The following is a 20,752-nucleotide window of genomic DNA, read 5'->3' as shown; positions in this document are numbered from 1 at the left end:
TTCATCATTTACCTTGAAAAAAAACTTTCCCCTCCGTTGGTGATTCCAACCCTAGCAACGTTTTTCCAAGTGTTGATTTTCCACATCCTGATTCGCCTACTAATCCTAACGTTTCTCCCGGATAAATAGAAAAATCGACTCCGTCAATAGCCTTCACTTGCCCCACCGTTTTTTAAAATATCCCTTTTTTAATAGGATAATAGGTTTTCAATTGTTCCACTCTTAAAAGTGGTTCTGATTGTGATAATTCTTGAATACTCACGGTCTATCTCCTTTCCATCATCCAGTAGTGACCTTTTGATCTGCCTCGTTCAACCAACATCTAGACCAATGATCTTTACCCGATAGAAACATTGGTGGCTGTTCCTTTAAGCAACGATCAGTTACATATGAACAACGCGTTTGAAAACGATACCCCTTTGGCATTCGTTTCAGTGATGGTACGTTTCCAGCTATAGAAACAAGACGTTCATTCGCTTCATAATCAATATGTGGAATGGATGTCATCAACCCTTGCGTATAAGGGTGTTTGGATGACTCAAATAATGTATATACATCGGCTTCCTCTACCACTTGTCCAGCGTACATGACGATCACTTTATCGGCCATCTCAGCGATGACACCCAAATCATGAGTAATCAACATAATGGCTGTTCCGGTTTCTTCGCGTAATTTTTTCATCATATCTAAAATTTGCGCTTGAACACTTTTTCCACAGCCAGATTCTCCAACTATACCAATGGTTTCTCCCGGCTTAAGAGCGAAACTTACATCATCAACAGAAACCACTTCACTTTCATCTGTTTTAAACGCCGTTTGTAAATTAACAACCTCCAATAAATTCTTCATATTTTCACCACACTTTCTTCAAAATTAGGCAATCCAATTATTATTAAAAAACTGGTTCACTGCAAAACAAGATCTGGGAATAAATTTAGAAATGAAAAAGTGAATCTAAATCTACTTTAATAAATAAGAATACTACGAAGTAAATCCCCCAATTTCATCAATGAACAATCAATAACAAATCTTAAATTAACTAACTATGATGAATTTCCTAACTATTTTAGATACTAGCCTCTCTACAGATTATCCATTCATGTTTCCCTTCACAATTATTGAAAAAAATGTGATTTCGATTGACTAAATAAACCAAATTTATTTGTTTGTCATTTTAGGTAGCACATACAAATCATCTTTATATTCCTCCCCCTTAAAAATAAATACTTATTTGATTAACTTTAGTAACAGTATTCTTCCCCCTTTAATGTCCTTGTGTTAATCTAGACAACTCGAAACACTTCTACATTACAACTTCCTATCTCTTTTTTTCATCCTCCTTCCTAAGCCTTCAATAAGTTATAATGCAAACTTTGTACCAGTTTTTTATATCCCTTTCTTGCTAAACTACTTAACTGCCCAAAACAATGTCTTTTACACAAAAAAACATTAAAGAATATTGTGTTTTTTTCGAATATTTAATTTTATTTTTGTTAAAAACATTAATTATAGGGGGAAATTTTCCCCTTATAGTAAAAATTTCTTTACCGAAAAGACTAAAAAGACCTCGGTTAGTCCGAGGTCTTTTCGACAATATATTACATTTACCATCCTATAAACTCGACGATAATGAGCGAGATGGCAGCGACCGTTAACCACAGAAAGAGTAGCGGTGTAATAAAGCGAAGCCATTTCGTAAAAGGTATCTGGGCCATGGCTAAAATAGCCAAAACCAGACTAACTGGGTAAATGAGGTTAGTAAAACCATCGCCAAACTGAAAAGCAAGTACTGCAGTTTGCCTTGAGACGCCGAGTAAATCAGATAAGCCAGTCATGATAGGCATCGTAATCATAGCTTGTCCACTTCCAGAACCTACTAGGAAGTTAAACAACCCTTGTACCACCATCATTACAATAGCTGTAAGAGCCGTAGGCATTCCGCTTACCACTTCACTTATACCATGTACTATAGTATCTAATATATTTCCTTCTTGGAGAACAACTGAAATGGATCGTGATAATCCGATGACCACAACAGCAACGATCATTTTCTTAAAACCTTCATTAAATGCTTCAGCAATGCTACTTGCATTCATTCCACAAATAAAACCGAGGACAATACTCATAAAAGCGTACCAACCGCCAATCTCAATAAAATACCATCCCCAATTTAACAAGCCATATATCATGATACCCATTCCCGTAGCTAAGAAGGCTATAGCAATCATATTTCTTTTTGATACCTTCGTAATTACTTCCTCTTCATCATTTATATATTGAGCATCTAGCCCATCACCATATAAAAAGCCGAGTGTGGCATCTCGTTCAATTTTCCTAGCATATTTCCACACATACCAAACCCCTATAGCAACAACAACCGCTAAAATAACCGCACGATATTCGATCCCTGAATATAATGGCAGATCCGATAATCGTTGGGCAAGTCCAACTGTTGCTGGTGCTGTAAGAGCAACAGAAAAGCCAGCGCTAGTACTTACGAGAACCATGGCAGTAGCTGTGAACCGGTCATATCCCATTTTCAATATTAACGGGATCATGATCGGAACGTAAATAAGCGCAAGCTCCATAGCACCTGTAAATGTCGTAAAAACAGCCATAGGTAACATCATTGCAGGTATAACGAAAATTCTTTTTTTACTAAATGTTGCAATAACTTTTTGGAGAACTAATGATAGCAAACCTGTTCGTTCTAGAACAACAAATAATGCCCCTATCATTAATCCCCCAAAAATGATCTCACTCGCTTGAACCATTCCGGTAGGGATTGAAAACATTAGATCAAAACCTGTTAAATTCGGCTGTTCTATATACTGAAATGTGTTCGGTACTATGAGAGCTGCTCCTGTTGGACCTTCTACTCGTTCAAATTGACCTTTTGGCACTAATAATGTAGCTACATACGCTAATATTAGCATCAAAACTAAAATAACATAAACATGAGGAAGTCTTAACCACTTTCTCTCAGGTTTGGGTGTAACACCTTCGTTGACTTCTTTACGCAATGCATTTCCCATTCATTTCTCCTCTTCCTACTTTTTCTAAGTAACATAAGACTTGAACTTCAAAATAGATATTTTAAATCGAATTCATTTTGTTTGACTACTATGACAAAAATTTAAATACTGAGTTGACAAAAATGTTCACCCCATATTCCAATGAATCTTCATCAATATCAAAGCGAGGATGATGATGTGGATAGGTGATCTCCTTTTCTTCATTCCCTGCTCCAATCCAGAAAAAGGCACTTGGAGCCTTTTGTTGAAATGCAGAAAAATCTTCAGCCCCCATATTAGGTCTTTGGATTTCTACCGCTTCATCTCCATAAACGTCACGGACTGTCTCTTCAATGGTTTGTGTCATTTTCTCATCGTTAATTACCGGTAGATATCCACATTGATACTTTAATTCATACGAAGCACCATGTGCATCTGTAATCCCCTTTACTACTCGTTCCATAAGTTCTGGTACGATTTTCCGGAACTTCACATCAAAACTACGTACCGTTCCATTAATTTCCACAGAATTTGCAACCACGTTGCCTGCCTCTCCTCCAACAAACTTGCCTATTGAAAGGACAAGGTTATCTAAAGGGTCCGTATTTCTCGAAACAATATGCTGAAGATTGGTGACCACTTGAGCCCCGATCGCTATGCTATCAATCGCTTGGTGTGGCATTCCACCATGACCGCCTTTTCCATTGATCGTAATCCAAAAACCATCCGTTGCTGCCATCATTGGGCCATAAGCAATACCAACCTTGCCAATCTCGAGATTAGACATTAGGTGCGCCGCAATAACCATATCGACACCTTCCATGACGCCAGCCTCTACCATTTCTTGCGCTCCTCCTGGAAAGTGCTCCTCTGCATGTTGAAAGAAAAAACGTATTTCTCCATTGATTTTTTCTTTCATACCAGATAGAACTTTGGCTGTTCCAAGAAGCATGGCCGTATGACCATCATGACCACAAGCATGCATAACCCCTGGTACTTGTGAAGAGAACTCCAATGAATTCTCTTCTTCAATCGGTAATGCATCCATATCTGCACGAATGCCCAATGTTTTCCCAGGTCTATCTCCAATTAAGCGCGCCATGACACTATATTTTGTAGGGCGTGTAACCTCTAGATTGCCAAATGATAGAAGTGTTTCGTAGACAAATTGTGAAGTTTTTTCTTCATGGTAAGATAATTCAGGGTTTTGATGAAGGTGACGTCTCCATTCAATCACATCTTTTTTCACGCTTTCTGCTGCCTTTTTTAATGTTTGAGTAAACATTTTTATCCTCCTCAATAATTAGAAGCTATATAAATTAACTTCATCTACTAATCAATAAATTTAAAAGGGATGTCTTTGCTCATTTCAAAATATTCGATCTTATCGCAATACTTTATCCTTACTCTTTTCATAAACCAAGCTTCCGCTCATATAAGTTTCTTCTACGCGTATTTCATCAATCTTCTCAGGGTTGATCTCAAGAATATCTTGATCAAGAACAATAAAGTCAGCATGATAACCTGGTACTAGCTGTCCTACTTCTGGAATTCTTGTAATTTCTTGAGCAGCTCGAGTATATAGAGTAATGGCTGTTTCAACATCTACTCGTTCATCTTGACCGGTATCTGTATTGTCATAGGCAAACCGCGTAACAGCAGATTTCATTCCAACAAATGGATTCACCGGATCCGCCCAAGCAGTTGCTGGAGCATCTGAAGAAAAGGCTACCGGAACTCCTGCCTCTATCATTGATTTAACTGGATATGACTTCTTTGTACGCTCGGCCCCTAAATTGTTAAGGTAGCTTTCAATTTCTGCATAAAGGAAGATCGGTTGGGTAACGAAAGCAATTCCCGTTTCAGCTGCACGTTGAATGGCTTGATCCGTTGGCAAAGAGGCATGCTCAATTCTAATTGAAGGTGCATCCTTCAACCAGCCTTTTTTGCCGTAAAATGTATCGATAATGAAATCAATTGCTTGCTCACCCATTGCGTGGACAACTAATTGAATATCGTTTTGTTTTGCTGCCTCAGCGGCCTCTATTAACTCCTGTTCAGAAGTCATTGCTATCCCATAAATTTCATCCCCACCTTTAAATGGCGGGTTTACCCATGCAGTTTGACCGGAAACGCTTCCATCTGAGAACAACTTAACCCCCCCAATGTGTATTGGGTTTTCACTACATCTTTTTTCTTCAGCTAAGTTGGATTCTCTCTTTAAATCTCCCCATATATAATAAAGAACAGTTCGCTGCTTGAGCCCTTTTTCACGAGCTTTTTGGTACAAATCAAAATAATCGACAGGCTCTCTTTTTGCCATTAACTCCGTTATCGCTGTAATTCCATGTGCAAGAAGCTGTGGACTTAGCTCAGCAAGAGCAGTAGCATTATTCTCAAATGTTTGAACAGGCATGACCTTTGCGATTAACTCCTTTGCATTCTCACGTAGTACTCCTGTTGGTTCACCATTAGCATCTTTATCAATTTGCCCACCTGGAGGATTTGGAGTGTCTTTATTAATTCCGGCCATTTCCAAAGCGATACTGTTCACAGAAGCAATATGAGCACAAGTACGGGTAACAATGACAGGAAACTCTGTTGTTGCTTGGTCTAAATCCCAGCGAGTAGGTGCCCGTCTTTCATTCAATTTCCCTTCATCATATCCCCAACATTCAATCCACGTACCTTTTTGTTGAGATTCACATTGATTTCGAATTTGTTGTTTTAAATCTTCAATTGAATCAACGAGTGGCGGAGTACAAGCAATTTGCTTAGATGCATTTGCTAAGTATAGCGGATGTAAATGAGCATCAATCAATCCCGGTAATACTCGACGCCCCTGAAGATCGATACAAGCACTATCCATTACATCTAATTCTGCTTGTTCTCCAACCCAAACAATTTTCCCATCACGTACGACCATGGCACTAACATTAGGTTGTTCTCTATTTGATGTGAAGATTTTCCCATTAATGAATATAGAATCACCATTTTTAATTAAGTTCATTGTTTGCCTCCTCTTATTATAGCTATGCTTGTTATGACACTTTTTAATGTGATTTCCTCTAACTGCTTTTTCCTAACAGAGTCTGAACGAACTTCTTCATACGCATATTTTTTAGTAATAAATTTGTAAATGAACCCTAGTACCATATATCGTTATTTTCCTTATATCAGATATTTCAGTATAACCTTTACCAATAATTGCAGAAATAAAGATCGATGCACATAAGAGACCTGTTAGAAGATCCCCTGTTTCGTAAGCGCTTATAAAAGAATAGACAAATAGGCTATCTAGCTCAGTTACGACTAGCTTTCCAATCGGATCTAATTTCCTTTAATGATGATAAACAGTAGAATGACAAGCAAAGCTGGTATCATAAATTTTCCAATTTCATCAATAACGTCCGATTTATCTAATGTAAAGTAATGTAAAGGCTCAGTGAAAAAATACTAGCATTGTAACTACTGCTGGAATTTGAGGAAATAATATCTGACTACCAACCTCATGTGTCGTGGCTGCTGTTCGCGGTATACCGACAGTCATCCCGATTCCTACCATCACAACCAGATTAAAAATCTTATAAAACATTGAACTAATAGGCTTTGTTAGTTATTTCAAATCTTCCTTCTGAATTTAAAACTCCTATAATAGCTAATACTGGTACCACAATTCCTGCTAGAAAAAAACCTAGCAATGCAATAGGCCAATTATCACCTGAAACAAGTCCAATAGCCGGCGAGAAAAACAAATTCGATCCGAAAAATAGCGAAAATAGCGTAAAACCAAAAATAAAACTATCTCTCGTATTCTTATTCATTCGCTTTGCTAAAGTTTTTTTCGCTAAGTTTTTTCATAACGATTCATTGGAAAGCGTTATTCATACTTAAACACCACCCTAAATATTTAAAAATGATTTCCACTCTCAATTCCATACTTGCAATTTCTATGCCAAATATTAAAAACATGTGAATTTTTAGTTAATTTAATGAAAACACCTTGAATAAATTATACTAATAGAGCTGTATGAACATGAATCATAATGAATCTACCCAAATACGAAATTCAAATTATGAAGTAACTAATGTTAAATCTATTTGAATTATTTTCCACAAAAACATTAAACTAAAGAAAAAGAGGGGGAAAATTTTCCCCCTCTTCAGTAAAAATATTTTTACCTCAATCTATATTTATCCATTTTATATTTTAATGATTGCTTAGAAGTACCTAAACGCCTTGCAGTTTCTGCTATTACTCCGTTTGCCTTATTCAATTCGCTAACAATGATCTCTTTTTCATAGGCATCAACAGATTCCTTCAATGATCTTACTTCACTCCCTGCATTTGCAATCTTTGACGTCTGACGAAAGCTAGTAATTCTATCAGGTATATCATTAATTGTAATTACATTTGAGGATACATTATTATAAGCGGTTTCTACCGCATTCTTAAGCTCTCTTATATTTCCCGGCCAGCTATAGTTCTTAAAACACTCTAAAACATCCTTTTGAACATCCTCTATGTATAGATTCATATTATTATTGTAAAATTCTATATAATGATCAAGTAAAACCTTAATATCTTCTTTTCTCTCCTTTAATGTAGGCAAATTAATCTGTACGACTCCTAATCGATAAAATAAATCTTCCCTTATTCTATTTTCTTCTAGTAATACTTCAGGATCTTCATTGGTTGCCGCAATGACTCTTATATTTAAACCTATATTCTTTTTACCGCCGATTCTTCTGATTGTCTTTTCCTCAATCGCTTTTAAAAGCTTTACTTGCAAGTTAATATTAAGTGAATTAATTTCGTCAAGGAACAACATGCCACCTTCAGCTTGTTCAAATAACCCTGGCACATCTTCCGACCCAGTAAAGCTACCTTTCGTTGTCCCAAAAAGAGTGCTTTCAATTAAACTTTCGGGAATAGCACCACAGTTTAATGAAATAAATGGTTTATCAAATCTATCACTCGAATTATGTATTGCTTGTGCGACCATTTCCTTCCCAGTACCAGTCCTACCATATATTAATACTGTAGAATTCGTCTTAGCAACTTTGTTAATTTTACTTTTAACCAACTCCATGATCGGATTCGAAGTGATGATGTCATCAATTGTGTAGATTGTATTATTTCTCCTGTAAATTTTATTACTAGCATATTTATCTAAAGAATGAATATTCTCTTTTGCATAATAGTGTTTTGCGAATTCAATTACTCCAATTATCCTGTCCTGCTCTTTTATCGGGTACGTAGAGCTGATCGAGTTAATCACAAATCCTCTTTTTGTGATCATTTCTTGTTTTACATTGCATAATGGAATGCCACTTTTTAACACTCTCATCACAGTGCTATTTTCATTGGTGAGGTTTTTATAAAATGTCGTAATTTTTCTCCCTAAAAAATTTTCTGGCCTAACATCAAGTTCTTTTAAAACATTTAAATCTGCTAAATCATAGAAAATGATTGTTCCATTTTCATCGGTAACTAAAATATTATCAAAATTGGATAAGTTCTCAAAATTTTCTAAATCAATCATGAACATTTCAGCCTCCTTCTCAATGTAATAATATCAATTAGAATTCAAAAAGTTAAGAAAAATAGCGTTTATACTTTCACCTTCTAAATCAGCTATAACAATCGGCTTTCATGGTATCCCAAATTTCAGATCACTTAAATATAAACTTGTAGATTAAGCTATTAGCCTGGCAGTAAACAGTCACTAGATTCATCTTTTCGACTGTAAATAATATGAGTACCTTTGATTATACTCTATCCTTTGTTCATCATCCCACCAAATAATAATTAATCCACACTTCTATTATCTGGTAAATTTATGAAAATGAAACTAACATTACGCACTTATAAGAGCTTGTTCAAAACCCCCATGTTTTAGCAAACACCACGATGAATGAAAACTGGGACTTACGCCTTAGTTTTCGTATAAAAGGGAAGACCGCTCTTTTTAAACATTTAGTATCCTCTCTCCTAATGCGGCGTTGCAATGGCTTCACTCACTGCGCGTCGATCCGAGAAAACCACTCGGATCGACTTAAAACATTGCAGTGGCTTCGCTCATTGCTTCGAGCTTGTTCAAAAAGGGAAGACCGCCCTTTTTGAACAAGCTCTATAACATTCCTAACTAAGAAAAACACTCTAATCCTTTTATGGATTAAAGTGTTTTAATTCTTTAATATTGAAAAAGCAATGAACCCCAAATTAGTCCTCCACCAAAAGCCGTCAGCACGATTCGATCGCCACGCTTAATTTTTCCTTCTTCTCTCGCTTTCGTAAATGCCAATGGAATGGTCGCTGCTGAATTATTTCCAAAGTATTTTATATTACTAATTACTTTTTCTGAAGGAAACTCTACATTTCTTGCCACTGCATCTATGATTCTCTGATTAGCTTGATGTGGAATTAACCAATCAATGTCATCGTAAAGGAGATTATTTTTCTTTATTAAATCCTTTACATTGCTCGACATCGCATTAACGGCTAATTTGAATATTTTATTTCCATTCATCTTAATTTTCGGGACGCGGTAATCACTTTTGTCTTTTTCACGACTTAAACCACCAGTAACAAATAAATCTTCGTAATACTGGCCATCAGAGTGAATCGTTGAATCGATTATCCCCTCACATTTGGTATCTAGCACTCTAGAAACGACAAAGGCGCCAGCACCGTCGGCAAATAAAATAGCAGTCGAACGATCTGTATAGTCAACAATTTTGGATAGAGCATCAGCCCCAACTACCAACACGTGATTGGCTTTACCGATTTTAGTAAACTGTTCTGCGATTTGTAAAGCGGAGATAAAACCAACACAAGTACTATGTACATCATAAGCACCAATGGTCCTACAACCTAATAGCGTTTGAAGTTTAGTTGCAACGGGAGGAAACATATGATCTGGAGTTTCCGTTGCTACTATTAGCATATCAATATCCTTAGGCTCTAATCCAGCATCTTCTAGTGCTAATAAACTAGCTTTATAGGCCAGATCAGATGTATTTTCTGTTTCATCAATCACTCTTCTTTCATGGATACCCGTTCGAGTTACGATCCATTCATGTGACGTATCCATTTGTTTTTCGAGATCTTGGTTCGTCATAACGGTTGAAGGTACATACGAACCTACTCCACTAATAACAGCTTTACCCATGTTAAATCACCTCCATTGTATTTTATTCTTAACCACCTAATAAAAATAGCCAGTGTACCTGGCTATTTTTACTGGTTCAATTCATTAAACTCTTAATCTAAAACGCTGTACTTTACCTGTTGCCGTTTTTGGTAATTCATCCTTAAACTCAATCTCTCTCGGGTATTTGTACGGAGCTAAGTTCGTTTTAACAAATAATTTTAATTCATCACTTAGTTCTTCTGAAGGAGTCACTCCATCTTTCAACACAATAAATGCTTTTGGAAAGACAAGATTGTTTTCCGTTTTCTTTCCAATAACAGCCACTTCGAGGACTTTCTCATGTTGAAATAAAACGGTTTCAATTTCAATTGGAGATACCCAAATGCCCCCAACTTTCAACATGTCGTCTGAACGACCTGAGTACCAAAAATACCCATCTTCATCTTGATAATACTTATCTCCAGTGTGCATCCATTCGCCGTAAAACTTACGATGATTTTCTTCTAGATTACACCAATAACCACCTGTTAGACTTTCACCTTTAATAACTAAATCCCCAATTTCATTAGGTCCTACTTCAATTGCTTGGTCATTGAGAATCCTAGCTTCATAGCCAGGTACAATTTTCCCTGTACTGCCTGCTTTTATATCTCCCATCCGATTAGACAAGAAGATGTGCAAGGCTTCCGTTGAACCAATCCCATCAAGAATATCAAGACCAAAAAGATCTTTCCATTTACTCATAAACGTTCCAGGGAGTGCTTCACCAGCAGAGACACAAACTCTTACAGATGACAGATCAGGAACGATACCAGTCTTCTCAACATAGTTAATCATCGCACCATAAAGAGTAGGAACTCCAAAGAAAATAGTAGGTTTAGATTCTATTAATTTTTCAAAAACTTTTTCCGGAGTAGGTCTCTCTTTCATTAGAATAGCCGTACCTCCCGCTCCAAACGGAAAGTACATTCCATTTCCTAAACCATATGCAAAGAAAAGTTTTGAGGCAGAAAAGGTAGTATCATTTTCTGTTATTTGCAACACTTGTTTTGCATAATTGTCAAAGGCAACTTCCATGCCTTTTTGATGATGAATGACCCCTTTAGGATTCCCAGTACTTCCAGAACTATAAAGCCAAAAACCAGGATCCTCAGATGTACTATAATAGGTCTCAAGATCTTCTGATGCACAATCGATAAATTCAAGAAAGTCAATTACGTCAGTATTTTTCGAGACGTTTTCAGAAATAACAATGACTTGTTTAAGATAAATAAAGCGCTCTCTTATTTCCTTAATTTCATCCCAAAAGTCTTCATGAATAACTAGAACTTTTGCTCGACTGTTATTTAGTAAGTACTCATAATCATTGGGTTGCAACATCGTATTAACCGGAATAGGAATGGCACCAATTTTCATTGCTCCAAAGAAGCTAACCGCAAATTCCGGGGAATCGTAAGTTAACAATAAAATCCGATTTTCACTTTCTACACCGACATTCCTTAATGCGCTTCCAAACTGATTCACCCTACGAAGTAGATCATTATAGGTTAACTGCTCATCATCAAAGATGATCGCTACTTTATTACCTAAACCTTTACGTACATTATCTTCAATAAAGCGACTAGCTGCATTGTAATGTTCTTTTATTCCTCTTAGATTTAATGCTGGTTCTATCACTTAGTTCCCCCCCAATGACAAATGATAATTGAAGGACACATAAACGAGATTTTCGTCCGGATGATGCCTTAACATTTTCAAGGTAAAAGCTTTGCTCTTACCTTGAAAATAAGACTAACCTGAATTTGATCTTTCGTTTCGGGTCCTACCGTTTTTTTACTGTCCAGACCAATCTGCAGCGCGTTTTCCAATAAATGCGCTAAGTCCTTCTTGTGCATCATTTGAACGGAATAATAAGTTTTGTAATTCACCTTCGTAACGAATTGCTGCATTTAACGGCATTTCTTTACCATTCATGATCGATAGTTTAATATTTTGTGCTGCATAAGTAGCACTGTTTGCAATTTTCTCAGCATATTCTAATGTTTTAGCTCTTGTTTCTTCTTGTGGGAAGACACGGTCCACTAATCTAATATCTAATGCTTCTTGTGGAGAAAGCGTATCACCTGTTAGGTTAAGATCTAGTGCTTTAGAGTGACCAACTTGACGAAGTAGGCGTTGCGTTCCACCCGTACCTGCTAGTACACCAAGTGTAATTTCTGGAAGACCAATCTTACCTGCTTCAGAACCCATGAAACGTAGGTCACAAGCAAGTGCCATTTCTAAACCGCCACCTACTGTATGCCCTTCTAAGCAAGCGATCCAAATTTGCGGTGAACGAGCAATCTTATCAAGAGTTTCATTACAGAATAAGCAGAACTGAGTTTTGAAGCGTGGCTCAGATGCTTTTAAGAAGTTAATGTTCGCACCAGCTGAGAAAAATTTCGGCATATCACTTAATAGTACGGCTACTTTAATGTCTGTATCGAAGCGGATATCATCAATTGCTGCGTTTAACTCTTTGTAGTAATCAAGATCGTAAGAATTCGTTTTATTCACATGAATGTGTACCTCTGCAATACCATTATTTTTTACCACTGTAAGATTTTTTGAACCTGTTTGAACTGTTGTCATTTTAACATTCCTCCAATTATAATTGTTTAATAGTTTTTTTTGTCTTAAGAAATTAGAACTTTGGTTAAATCCCGAAAATATTTAACGGACGCTCACCAATATATGAAACAACACTCTTTGTTTCTGTATACAAATCTAATGTCTCCACACTTAACTCTCGACCAAAGCCAGATTGCTTATAGCCACCAAATGGTGTACCAGGGAAAGCGGAGATTGGGTTGTTAACCATTACAATTCCTGCACGTAATCCGGCAGCAAAACGATGAGCTTTTCCATGATCCTTTGTCCAAACTGCGGAACCTAAACCAAAGATTGAGTCATTTGCTTGCTTAAGTACTTCCTTTTCATCACTAAACTTCATGACCACAACAACAGGACCAAACACTTCCTCTTGAGCGATTCTCATATCATTCGTGACATTGCCAATAATAGTCGGCATATACCAATGGCCATTTTCAAGTTCTGTACCTAACTCTGAAGCATCAGGACGTTTCCCTCCATAAAGGACTTCTCCACCTTCTTCAACAGCTATTTTCACATAACTATCAACGACTTTTTCATGCCCCTCTGAGATTAAAGCTCCCATATGAGTTTCTTTATTGAAAGGATCGCCAACCTTTAACAATTTTGCCTTTTCAACAAATTTCTCTATAAATTCATCATAGATGTTTTCATGAACAAAAAGTCTAGAACGCGCTTCACAAGATTGACCTGTGTTATAGAAAATCCCATAAATTGAACCAGCTACAGCACCATCGATGTCACAGTCATCAAACACGATGCTTGGTGATTTCCCGCCAAGTTCCAGGGTCACACGCTTTAACGTTTGAGATGCTTTAGCCATAATGTCTTTACCAGTTTCTGTTTCTCCAGTAAATGCCACTTTATCAACACCTGGATGTTCAGTTAAGTATGGACCGATTTCCGAACCACTTCCTGTAAGAACATTTACAACCCCTGCTGGAACACCAGCTTCATGGCAAATATCAGCAAGCATATAAGCAGTGATTGGTGTATGTGATGCAGGCTTTAATATAACTGTACATCCAGCAGCTAGAGCCGGCGCAATCTTCCAGGCTGCCATCATCAATGGATAGTTCCAAGGAATGATCTGTGCACAAACTCCAACTGGGTCTTTTAACGTATAGTTGAAAAATCCGTTAGGCATTGGATTCGTACGACCGCCAAATGTTGCAATCGTTCCTGCATAAAACTCAAAGTCTTCAATAGCTTGCGTAATTTGACCTTGCGCTGCCCCTACTGTTTTACCGCTATTAAGTACTTCAGCTTCAACAAGTTCTTTAAAACGGTCTCTCATAATCGCTGCAATGTTATTTAATAATCTTGCACGTTTCGTATGAGAAGTCCTTGGCCATTTTCCAGATTCAAACGCCGTTCTTGCAGCTTCTACCGTACGGTCTACATCCTCTTTCGTTGCTTTCGCTACCTTTGCTAACACTTCTCCAGTAGCAGGATTATACGTTTCAAAAAATTCATTACTGCTACTGTTTGAGTATTCACCATTAATTAATAATTGGTACGTATCTTTGATTACTGTACTTTTTACCACTGTATCTTTAATCACGTATCACTCACTCCTTATACTTTCTCAATTATCGTGGAAATTCCTTGACCTACACCGATACACATAGTTGCAAGTCCATACCTTACATCACGTTTTTGCATCTCATGGACAAGTGTCGTTAAAATCCTTGATCCACTGCATCCTAGTGGATGACCTAAAGCGATCGCTCCACCATTAACGTTCACTTTATCCATATCAAAGCCTAACTCATTAATACATGCGACCGACTGTGCCGCAAAAGCCTCATTGATTTCAATTAAATCAATGTCATCGACTGATAGTCCGGCTCTTTGAAGCGCTTTCTTAGTGGCTGGAATTGGGCCAACACCCATATAAGATGGATCAACACCGCTTACAGCAGATGTGACAATACGTGCAATTGGTTTTAAGCCAAGGCTTTCAGCCAATTCTCTATCCATAATCAGGACAGCACTAGCACCATCGTTTATGCCCGAAGAATTTCCTGCTGTAACGGTTCCTCCATCTCGGAAAACGGGACGAAGCTTTGACAATGTTTCCAATGTAGTTCCAGCTCTTGGATGTTCGTCTGTATCAAAGATGATTGGGTCCCCTTTTCTTTGTGGAACTTCAATAGGAACAATTTCATCTTTAAACCTACCACTTTCAATAGCAACTGCAGCTTTTTGCTGACTAAGTAAAGCAAGTTCATCTTGTTGTTCTCTTGAAACACCATACTTATCTGCAACATTCTCTGCCGTTTCTCCAAGACTGATCGGTGGGTACATCTCTGCAAGCTTAGGATTAACAAGACGCCAACCGAGTGTCGTATCATGCAATGTTTGATTCCCACGGGCATTTGATAACTGTGGTTTCATCATCACATATGGAGCACGAGTCATACTTTCAGTTCCACCTGCTATAAATACATCCCCTAAACCTGATTTAATCGCAGCCGACGCTTGATTAATAGCATCTAATCCCGAACCACACAATCTATTGACTGTAACACCAGGAACCGTTTGAGGGACACCGGCTAGCAATAAACCCATTCTCGCGACATTTCGATTGTCCTCACCTGCTTGATTCGCACATCCAAAGTAGACGTCTTCTATGAGCGCGGGATCAACATTAACCCTTGCTAATAATTGTTTAATAGCATGACCAGCTAAATCATCTGGCCGCACGCTCGTTAACGTACCATTTACTTTGCCAATCGGTGTGCGAACAGCATCAATAATGACTGCTTCCCTCATATTGAATACTCCTTCGATTTACGATTTTGGTAGTGATAGAAACCCTTGTCTGTTTCACCACCAACCCAGCCTGCTTGAACAAGTTTCTTGATCATCGGTGCTGGTCTATAGCGTTCTTCACCAAATTGCTTATACAACCCAAGTAGAACAGAATAGACATCATCAATTCCTATTTTTTCAGCCCATTCTAGTGGACCTAAAGGATAATTCGTCCCTTTTTTCATTGCTGTATCAATGGCGTCTACAGCTGCCGTCCCCTCCGTTAATGCAAATGCCGCTTCATTAATAATTAAGGAAAGGATACGTGGGAAAACTAAACCTACTTCATCCTCAACAATTTCAGTTTCCTGCCCTATTACTTGAAACGTATTTGTAGCCACTTGTAAATACTCGGGATCCGCTTGCAATGGAGCAGCAACCTCAATCAAAGCACCATTATTGAAGTTTGAGAAAGTACCAAACCCTATTAGTCTTTCAGGTTGACTTAACCAAGAAGCTGCTTCTGTTGCCGTCACATGTAATGTTGTTGTTAACATTAACGTATGAGCGGAAACTCGTGATTCAATGCCTTGAAGATTACTTTTCTTTTGCTCTAAATCAAGATTTGTCGTCTCAATCACAACATCAACATGATGATTGATAGGAAATTGATTAAAGGTCACTTCGACTTTCTCACTTTTTTGGAGAGCTCCGAAAAGTTCTTTAGCCAGTAAGTTTTCACCTATAACTACAATAGATTTACTAGTCATAACTAAAGAATCCTCCTTTCGTTTTCCTACCTAAGTTTCCTGACTGAACCATACGTTCTTGATAATAATGTGGTCTAAATCGACTTTCACCATAAAAACTGGCATGAACCGATTTCGTTGTTGCAAAGTTAATATCAATTCCTATTAAATCTTGAAGTTCAAAAGGTCCCATCTTGAAGTTCCCTGCTTTTTTCATAATGCGATCAATTTGTTCAACACTTGCAACCTGATCGTTCATGATACGTAAAGCTTCGTTATAAAAAGGACGAGCAACACGATTCACTATAAATCCTGGAGTGTCTTTACATACAACTGGACTTTTATTAATATTACTCGCAAATTGAACAAGTGCTTCAATGGTCTCTGGCGCTGTCTTTAACCCTTGTACGACTTCAACTAAAGGCATTACGGGCGCTGGATTAAAAAAGTGAAATCCTGCCACTCTTTTTGGATGTGACACCGTACCAGAAATTTCAGTAATGGAAAGAGACGATGTATTTGTCGCTAAAATTGTATTTTCAGAACAAATTTCTTCCAATTGCTGAAATATCGACCTCTTAATTTCTATTTTTTCAGGTACAGCTTCAATCACTAACTGACAATCTTTAAACTTTTTTAGATCCGTTGTCGCTTCTAACAATTCTTTAGCTAAATTCATTTCTGCAGCGCTTACTTTTTTCTTTTCCACTAGACGATCCAATTTGGACTCGATTCCAGCTTTTGCTTTTTCTACTGTATCTTGATCGATATCGAACATAACTGCAGCATAGCCGTTTTGAACCATTAACTGAACAATTCCTGCTCCCATTGTTCCAGAACCGACTACCCCGACTTTTTTAATCTGATCCATTAGTATTCGACACCTTTCATTTATTCGGTTGCTCTTCCTGCCAACGAATATACTCGAAGACACTCTTGCAATCGTTACAATAATATTGTCTAACTAGTTGCGCTGTACCAAATGATGAGATTTTTTCTACTTTATCTGATGAACAGAAAGAGCATTTGACGTTTTTATCCGACATTGGTAACAGCACCATCATTTAATAGTTCATCTACCTGGCTCTTAAAATTTGATGCAAGATTCGTGTTGGCAGCAATCATTTTTTCAGAGATTAAAAGTTGATCATTCTCTACTTTATTTAACCACTTCAAAGCATCATTTGTTGCTTTTTCGTACGCTTCCTTAAATCTTCTAGGGATTGAACCCTTATCATTCAAAAGCTGTTTACACCAGCTCTTTGAGTACACAAGATGTTCATTTTGTTCTTTTAGCATTTTGCTAAACGGTGGATTAATCTCTGGATGATCAGATTCAATAATCGCACGCATGACTAAGTCGATAGCAACATTTGTTGTATACAGCCCAGCGATTAATTCAATCCAATTGCTTGTTTCTACATTTGTTGAAAACGCTTTACCTGTTTGATCTTTTATTTCAACCTTACTACCATTTAGTCCTTTTAAATCGAAAGCCCACCTATAAATTAATCTTGAATGACCTAGTTCTTGTTGAGCCATCGCAATTGACGAAAGCGTTGACTCAAGCGTAGGTCCACTGATTCCAATTTCAACTAATCTATCACCTAAAATATACTTGTTATCTGCAATTGTTTCTGCCAATTCCACTAATGAAATGTTTTTTGAGTTCGACATTAGCTCACTCCTTCCTTATTAAATAATGGCTCTGGACTTCGTACACCTACTAGAGCATCTTTCCGTACGATATGCATCTCTACCCAATCTTCCTCATCATAAATATGTTGGGCATAAACCTTTGCTAATTCATCACTAACGGCTTTAAACGAGCCAACTTGGATTAAATCATCTCCTCGTTTTATACGTGTAAGGAGAAGATATTCGACAGGTTGATTGATCATGAACTTACCCCCCAATGCTTTAATTTTTTCTTACCTTCTTCGCTTAAATTATTAACTGTCCATGGTGGATCCCAAACAACTTGGATGTCTACTTCATCGATTTCCTCTTCCTTTAATAAACGTCCTTTGATATCGCTTTCAATCCATTGCATACAAGCACATCCAGTAGACGTGTAGGTCATCAACACTTCTAAATTATTATCCTTTTTCGTAATCTCATAGATCAATCCCATATCCACTACACTTATCGGAAATTCCGGATCCATAACTTCTTTTAATGCATCCCAATATTTCTTTGTCGGCACATCATTCATAGTTGCTTCATTCATCAGTTAAGCCCCCTCTGTTCTCATTGCTTCTAACTCTCTTGCTCCTTTTTGAATTCTGTCAACAAACTCTTGGTTTTCAGGTCCGCGCTTTTTAAATCGCTCAATTACTCCGTCCCAAGTGTCTGGCTGATCGTATAACCACTGCTTATTTTCAATATCAAATTTACAAGGGAATGGCACATCAATTACATATTTTTCTTGATCTTCATCATAGTGAGCTGGAACATTAATGCCGATCGACTCACAGAAAGGAACTGCAGTGGATAACCATTTTTGTCTTAATTCGTCGTTTGTTCTTCCTTTTAATCTGTAATCAAGTTGTGCTGAACGACTTTTAAGATTATCTGCAACTCCGAAGAATTCAAGTGCCATCAAGAACATCCAATCAACAGCCTCTTGCACTTGTTTCGCTGTTTCTGGCTTTTTCATACCAGCTTTCATAATGATTTCTCCATTTCTTAAATGGAACAATTCCTCTTTGTCTACTTTTACTAATGCACGCTTCCACGGTCCGTATGATGTATGTTCATGAGCATCGCCTAGTAATGTATAACCAGCACGATCAAACAATCCATTGAATACACCTAATTCAATCCAGTTATCAAGTTTAAAATCAAATGCATATGGATTTTTCCAACGGTTTGGTAGGCGGTCGTATAAAAGTTGATCCACATCCTCACCTAAATCTTCTAATAAGCGATAAGCGATATGTGCATGACCAATCTCATCTTGCATAACCGCTAATGCTGTAATTTTATAGTTTAAGTTCGGTGCTTGATCGTAGACAGTTAAAAGTGGAGGAACACTTAATAACTCAGTATCTCCTACTATTGTCAAAGTTTGCTTTAGCGCTTTTAAGTACTCTTCGTTCATGTCTTCTGTACGTTCAATCTTAAAACCATTTTGAACTTTTTCTAATAATACTTCCGCTTGATTTACGCTCATTTAATAACACCTCTTCATTATTATGTTTTTTAAAACATCGTCTATATTAAGTAATATAAAATATTCTCAATTATTTGTCAATACCTTTATTATGTTTTTCTGACGAAAGTAAATAAAAAGAGAAATACCTATTAACCTAGGCCACCTTAAACTCAATCATCTTATATGCAGATAAAACACTTTTAAAAAAAGATAGAGTTATATATTATCCTTTCGCAACAAAAAACATGTGTACCTGAAAAAGATACACATGTTTTTAAATTCATATTTTTAGTGTTAGATGACACTCGATTTACTTTGATAGACGATTGGTCTCGTGCCAGCTTTACTAACACGATTTTCTTGCTCTAAGAAAAACAAATGTGCAAGCGTTTCAGCAATAGCAAATCGCCATTGATGAGGTGATAATTCTTTATGAGCAAATAAAACTTCAGCAATCTCAAAGGCTGTTTTCGTATTTGCATGGTTTTCGATTTTCGATAATCGTTCCTCATGATGCAAGATTAGCTCATCGATGCGGGTATTTAAATCCTCTATTAACTTACCATGTGCCGAATACACGACCTTTATCGGAAACTGTTTTATTTTCAGCAGAGAATCGATATACTCATGTAATGGTTCTTGGCTAGATCCTGGCCAAACACTTATATTAGGAGTTATTTTATCAAGGACATGGTCCCCTGCAATAAGGATTTGTTCTTCTTTCTGATAAAAACATATGTGACCAGTACTATGTCCTGGAGTGTGAATAACATCCCATATTTTCTCACCAAATTCGACTTCCCTACTAATGGGCTCAATCTTCGGTAATGGCAGTACGTGTTTTGTTATTTTTTCCATATGTTCAATAATCACTTCACTTAATTGTGCGGGCACACCATAATCAAGTATCATTTCTTTCATACTTTTCGTTTGTATACTATTTTCTCCCCACACTCGCTCCATCATATTCATGTCTATTTCATGCATATAAACCTTAGCACCCGTTTTTTGTTGCATCCAACCACATAGCCCTGAATGGTCCGGATGAAAGTGCGTTAAGTATATGGTATTGATCTGAGATGGATTAATATTTAAATATGTGAACACTTCTTCCCATGCTTCTCTACCAGCTTGATAGTTAAAGCCGACGTCAATTAAAACATAGTCCTCATTTTTTGGAAAGAGGTAACAGTACACATATTTCATTGGAAAAGGAATAGGAATTCCAATCCGATATCCACCACTTTCAATTTCCTCTATGTTCAT

The 20,752-nt window shown here is 37.2% G+C and carries 20 protein-coding genes and 2 pseudogenes; all 22 read right to left on the bottom strand.

Translation table 11 applies throughout. The features are described 5' to 3' along the window. Positions 1–7: 7 nt before the first annotated feature. Positions 8–256, bottom strand: a pseudogene (locus LDX58_RS26565) (ATP-binding cassette domain-containing protein); the annotation flags it as partial. A gap of 23 nt (positions 257–279) precedes the next feature. Then, positions 280–849: an oligopeptide/dipeptide ABC transporter ATP-binding protein gene (locus LDX58_RS01990; RefSeq protein ID WP_227935184.1), complete on the bottom strand. Its 570-nt coding sequence runs from the start codon at positions 847–849 to the stop codon at positions 280–282. A 755-nt stretch (positions 850–1,604) separates the two neighbouring features. Continuing rightward, positions 1,605–3,035 carry a YfcC family protein gene (locus LDX58_RS01985; protein WP_227935183.1) on the bottom strand — a complete coding sequence of 477 codons (1,431 nt, stop codon included), beginning with the start codon at positions 3,033–3,035 and terminating at the stop codon, positions 1,605–1,607. Positions 3,036–3,123: 88 nt separating this feature from the next. Beyond that, positions 3,124–4,299: a M20 family metallopeptidase gene (locus LDX58_RS01980; protein ID WP_227935182.1), complete on the bottom strand. Its 1,176-nt coding sequence runs from the start codon at positions 4,297–4,299 to the stop codon at positions 3,124–3,126. A gap of 99 nt (positions 4,300–4,398) precedes the next feature. Further along, positions 4,399–6,024: an amidohydrolase gene (locus LDX58_RS01975; protein ID WP_227935181.1), complete on the bottom strand. Its 1,626-nt coding sequence runs from the start codon at positions 6,022–6,024 to the stop codon at positions 4,399–4,401. A gap of 320 nt (positions 6,025–6,344) precedes the next feature. Continuing rightward, positions 6,345–6,437 (bottom strand): annotated as a pseudogene (locus LDX58_RS26560) (hypothetical protein); the annotation flags it as partial. 19 nt (positions 6,438–6,456) lie between these two features. After that, positions 6,457–6,579: a hypothetical protein gene (locus LDX58_RS26555; RefSeq protein ID WP_372459059.1), complete on the bottom strand. Its 123-nt coding sequence runs from the start codon at positions 6,577–6,579 to the stop codon at positions 6,457–6,459. Positions 6,580–6,613: 34 nt separating this feature from the next. Further along, positions 6,614–6,838, bottom strand: coding sequence for a branched-chain amino acid transport system II carrier protein (locus tag LDX58_RS25725; protein WP_265416517.1), 225 nt, complete (start codon positions 6,836–6,838; stop codon positions 6,614–6,616). A 354-nt stretch (positions 6,839–7,192) separates the two neighbouring features. Continuing rightward, positions 7,193–8,560, bottom strand: coding sequence for a sigma-54 interaction domain-containing protein (locus tag LDX58_RS01965; RefSeq protein ID WP_227935180.1), 1,368 nt, complete (start codon positions 8,558–8,560; stop codon positions 7,193–7,195). A gap of 651 nt (positions 8,561–9,211) precedes the next feature. After that, a complete protein-coding gene (locus LDX58_RS01960) occupies positions 9,212–10,189 on the bottom strand; it encodes a beta-ketoacyl-ACP synthase III (RefSeq protein WP_227935179.1) in 978 nt (325 codons plus the stop codon). 84 nt (positions 10,190–10,273) lie between these two features. Then, a complete protein-coding gene (locus LDX58_RS01955) occupies positions 10,274–11,848 on the bottom strand; it encodes a benzoate-CoA ligase family protein (protein WP_227935178.1) in 1,575 nt (524 codons plus the stop codon). A gap of 156 nt (positions 11,849–12,004) precedes the next feature. Beyond that, the gene (locus LDX58_RS01950; RefSeq protein ID WP_227935177.1) at positions 12,005–12,802 is read right to left on the bottom strand and encodes an enoyl-CoA hydratase/isomerase family protein; all 798 of its coding nucleotides are present in this window, start codon (positions 12,800–12,802) and stop codon (positions 12,005–12,007) included. Between the two features lie 64 nt (positions 12,803–12,866). After that, positions 12,867–14,387 (bottom strand): aldehyde dehydrogenase family protein, encoded by a 1,521-nt coding sequence (locus LDX58_RS01945; protein ID WP_227935176.1) that lies wholly within the window; start codon positions 14,385–14,387, stop codon positions 12,867–12,869. Positions 14,388–14,401: 14 nt separating this feature from the next. Then, the gene (locus LDX58_RS01940; protein WP_227935175.1) at positions 14,402–15,601 is read right to left on the bottom strand and encodes a thiolase family protein; all 1,200 of its coding nucleotides are present in this window, start codon (positions 15,599–15,601) and stop codon (positions 14,402–14,404) included. After that, positions 15,598–16,350, bottom strand: coding sequence for a 3-hydroxyacyl-CoA dehydrogenase family protein (locus tag LDX58_RS01935; protein ID WP_227935174.1), 753 nt, complete (start codon positions 16,348–16,350; stop codon positions 15,598–15,600). The genes LDX58_RS01940 and LDX58_RS01935 overlap by 4 nt, the downstream gene beginning before the upstream one ends. After that, positions 16,343–17,200, bottom strand: a complete 858-nt coding sequence (locus LDX58_RS01930; protein ID WP_227935173.1) for a 3-hydroxyacyl-CoA dehydrogenase NAD-binding domain-containing protein — start codon at positions 17,198–17,200, stop codon at positions 16,343–16,345. Before LDX58_RS01930 ends, LDX58_RS01935 begins: the two co-directional genes overlap by 8 nt. Before the next feature lie 16 nt (positions 17,201–17,216). Next, positions 17,217–17,375, bottom strand: a complete 159-nt coding sequence (locus tag LDX58_RS26955) for a PaaD-like zinc ribbon domain-containing protein (protein WP_443627126.1) — start codon at positions 17,373–17,375, stop codon at positions 17,217–17,219. After that, a complete protein-coding gene (locus LDX58_RS01925) occupies positions 17,365–18,006 on the bottom strand; it encodes a Phenylacetic acid catabolic protein (RefSeq protein ID WP_227935172.1) in 642 nt (213 codons plus the stop codon). Before LDX58_RS01925 ends, LDX58_RS26955 begins: the two co-directional genes overlap by 11 nt. Further along, positions 18,006–18,230 carry a hypothetical protein gene (locus LDX58_RS01920; RefSeq protein WP_227935171.1) on the bottom strand — a complete coding sequence of 75 codons (225 nt, stop codon included), beginning with the start codon at positions 18,228–18,230 and terminating at the stop codon, positions 18,006–18,008. The genes LDX58_RS01925 and LDX58_RS01920 overlap by 1 nt, the downstream gene beginning before the upstream one ends. Further along, a complete protein-coding gene (locus LDX58_RS01915) occupies positions 18,227–18,559 on the bottom strand; it encodes a metal-sulfur cluster assembly factor (protein WP_227935170.1) in 333 nt (110 codons plus the stop codon). Before LDX58_RS01915 ends, LDX58_RS01920 begins: the two co-directional genes overlap by 4 nt. 3 nt (positions 18,560–18,562) lie before the next feature. Continuing rightward, on the bottom strand, positions 18,563–19,504 hold the full coding sequence (locus tag LDX58_RS01910; RefSeq protein ID WP_227935169.1) for a Phenylacetic acid catabolic protein: 942 nt from the start codon (positions 19,502–19,504) through the stop codon (positions 18,563–18,565). A 276-nt stretch (positions 19,505–19,780) separates the two neighbouring features. After that, the gene (locus LDX58_RS01905) at positions 19,781–20,752 is read right to left on the bottom strand and encodes an MBL fold metallo-hydrolase (RefSeq protein WP_227935168.1); all 972 of its coding nucleotides are present in this window, start codon (positions 20,750–20,752) and stop codon (positions 19,781–19,783) included.

This window comes from Alkalihalobacillus deserti (genome assembly GCF_020734105.1).
Lineage (GTDB): Bacteria > Bacillota > Bacilli > Bacillales > Bacillaceae_D > Halalkalibacter > Halalkalibacter deserti.
The sequence above is the reverse complement of the archived record's forward strand: the minus strand, read 5'-3'. Positions and strand labels throughout refer to the sequence as shown.

What these genes read in the sequence shown, in the direction of transcription:
- LDX58_RS01965 (WP_227935180.1), bottom strand. Translation starts at nt 8,560, where the DNA reads ATGATTGATTTAGAAAATTTTGAGAACTTATCCAATTTTGATAATATT.
- LDX58_RS01930 (WP_227935173.1), bottom strand. Translation starts at nt 17,200, where the DNA reads ATGGATCAGATTAAAAAAGTCGGGGTAGTCGGTTCTGGAACAATGGGA.
- LDX58_RS26555 (WP_372459059.1), bottom strand. Translation starts at nt 6,579, where the DNA reads ATGGTAGGAATCGGGATGACTGTCGGTATACCGCGAACAGCAGCCACG.
- LDX58_RS01915 (WP_227935170.1), bottom strand. Translation starts at nt 18,559, where the DNA reads ATGAATGAAGCAACTATGAATGATGTGCCGACAAAGAAATATTGGGAT.
- LDX58_RS01905 (WP_227935168.1), bottom strand. Translation starts at nt 20,752, where the DNA reads ATGAACATAGAGGAAATTGAAAGTGGTGGATATCGGATTGGAATTCCT.
- LDX58_RS01910 (WP_227935169.1), bottom strand. Translation starts at nt 19,504, where the DNA reads ATGAGCGTAAATCAAGCGGAAGTATTATTAGAAAAAGTTCAAAATGGT.
- LDX58_RS01975 (WP_227935181.1), bottom strand. Translation starts at nt 6,024, where the DNA reads ATGAACTTAATTAAAAATGGTGATTCTATATTCATTAATGGGAAAATC.
- LDX58_RS26955 (WP_443627126.1), bottom strand. Translation starts at nt 17,375, where the DNA reads ATGTCGGATAAAAACGTCAAATGCTCTTTCTGTTCATCAGATAAAGTA.
- LDX58_RS01920 (WP_227935171.1), bottom strand. Translation starts at nt 18,230, where the DNA reads ATGATCAATCAACCTGTCGAATATCTTCTCCTTACACGTATAAAACGA.
- LDX58_RS25725 (WP_265416517.1), bottom strand. Translation starts at nt 6,838, where the DNA reads ATGAATAAGAATACGAGAGATAGTTTTATTTTTGGTTTTACGCTATTT.
- LDX58_RS01980 (WP_227935182.1), bottom strand. Translation starts at nt 4,299, where the DNA reads ATGTTTACTCAAACATTAAAAAAGGCAGCAGAAAGCGTGAAAAAAGAT.
- LDX58_RS01985 (WP_227935183.1), bottom strand. Translation starts at nt 3,035, where the DNA reads ATGGGAAATGCATTGCGTAAAGAAGTCAACGAAGGTGTTACACCCAAA.
- LDX58_RS01960 (WP_227935179.1), bottom strand. Translation starts at nt 10,189, where the DNA reads ATGGGTAAAGCTGTTATTAGTGGAGTAGGTTCGTATGTACCTTCAACC.
- LDX58_RS01990 (WP_227935184.1), bottom strand. Translation starts at nt 849, where the DNA reads ATGAAGAATTTATTGGAGGTTGTTAATTTACAAACGGCGTTTAAAACA.
- LDX58_RS01925 (WP_227935172.1), bottom strand. Translation starts at nt 18,006, where the DNA reads ATGTCGAACTCAAAAAACATTTCATTAGTGGAATTGGCAGAAACAATT.
- LDX58_RS01950 (WP_227935177.1), bottom strand. Translation starts at nt 12,802, where the DNA reads ATGACAACAGTTCAAACAGGTTCAAAAAATCTTACAGTGGTAAAAAAT.
- LDX58_RS01935 (WP_227935174.1), bottom strand. Translation starts at nt 16,350, where the DNA reads ATGACTAGTAAATCTATTGTAGTTATAGGTGAAAACTTACTGGCTAAA.
- LDX58_RS01940 (WP_227935175.1), bottom strand. Translation starts at nt 15,601, where the DNA reads ATGAGGGAAGCAGTCATTATTGATGCTGTTCGCACACCGATTGGCAAA.